This is a genomic window from Streptomyces sp. NPDC058665 (assembly GCF_042714995.1).
GTDB lineage: Bacteria > Actinomycetota > Actinomycetes > Streptomycetales > Streptomycetaceae > Streptomyces.
Window position 1 is genome coordinate 1 of record NZ_JBHXRX010000147.1, and the last position, 1,493, is coordinate 1,493.

Annotated in this window: 1 protein-coding gene; it reads right to left on the minus strand. The window is 65.1% G+C overall.

What is annotated here, in order from left to right:
* Positions 1-1,493, minus strand: a 1,493-nt coding sequence (locus ACFWV8_RS38335) for a condensation domain-containing protein (RefSeq protein WP_384215103.1), incomplete at both ends; no start/stop codon positions are given.

A 1,493-nucleotide genomic window follows, 5' to 3' on the forward strand; every position in this document is an offset into this window, starting at 1 on the left:
AACAACACACCCGGATCAACCGCCACACACTCCAAGAACCGCACAAACCGATCCACCAACCCCCGCACCGACACCTCATCAAACAAATCCAGCCGAAAGGACAGGTGGCCCCTGATATCTCCTGGGTCTCCCTGCTGCCCACCGGTGGCGATCAGATGGAGTGACAGGTCTCCTGGGGTCAGTTCCTGCATGCCGCCCTCTTCGGCAACGGCGAGTCCTGGCAGCTGTACGTCGTCCGGAAGCGAGTGGAGAAGCGACAGCAGGACCTGGAAGGACGCGGTCTGACTGTGCGAACGGTTCGGTCTGAGCTCCTTGACCACCCACTCGAACGGCACGTCCTGATGGGCGAGAGCTCCCAGCATGACCTCTCTGGCTGCCCTCAACGCCTCGGTGAAGGTCATCCCCGCATGGGTAGGGGTACGCAGGCAGATCGTATTGATGAAACAGCCGATCAGGTCATCGAGTGCCTCGTCGTACCTACCGGCTACCGGCGTGGCGATTGGGATGTCGTCGCCCGCGCCGTGTCTGCTGAGCACTCCGGCCAGCGCGGCTTGCATCACCATGAAGAGAGTGGCGCTGTTCCGAGTGGCAAGCGCGGCCAGAGCCCGGTGGGTCTCCGCCGGAATGAGGAAATCCACCGCGCCGGCTTGTGGACTTGGAGTCGCCGGATACGGGCTGTCCACCGGGAGCGCTATCTTCTCGGGCATACCCGTCAGCGTCTGCTTCCAGTACGCGAGACCTCGGGCCATCTCCTCATCGAGTTTCTCCGGGTCCAGAAGAGCTGCCTGCCAGACCGCGTAGTCGGCGTACTGCACCGGCAGGGGCTCCCAGGACACCTGCCGTCCCTCGCACCGGGCCGTGTATGCCAGCGACAGGTCGTTCATGAGGGGACCGGACGACAGTTCGTCGGTCGCGATGTGATGGAGCAACAGGAGCAGCACATGTTCCCCGGCGCCTTCCGCACCATCGACACCGGACTCGGCTCCGGCGTCTCCGGCGGTGAAGAGCGAGGCTTTCAGGGGTAGTTCGGTGGTGAGATCGAACGCGCTGCCGGCGCGGACGGCGACGGACTCGTCAAGCTCCGCAGCTGGGACCGTCCGGTGCTCCAACTCCACGAGACCGGCCGCCGCGGGAAGGATCTCCTGACGCGGCAGGCCACCGGTGTGCGGGTAGAACGTCCGCAGAATCTCGTGCCGCGCGATCACGTCGTCCAGAGCCTCCTCCAGCGCTCGCCGATGGAGAACTCCGGTGAGCCTCAGACGGACCGGGACGGTATAGCCCCTGCGATCGACCTGGTTGGAGAACCACATCCGCTGCTGGGAGGACGAGAGCGGCAGCACCTCCGGACGAGGCGTGGTAAAGATGCCGCCCCTGGTGCTCTCCGGGCCTGTGATGGCTGTGGCGAGGAGGGCGGGGGTGGGGAGGTTGAACAGGTCGGCGACCGTCACGGGCCTGTGGAGTTTCTCACCGACCTGGGTCACCAGCCGGACAGC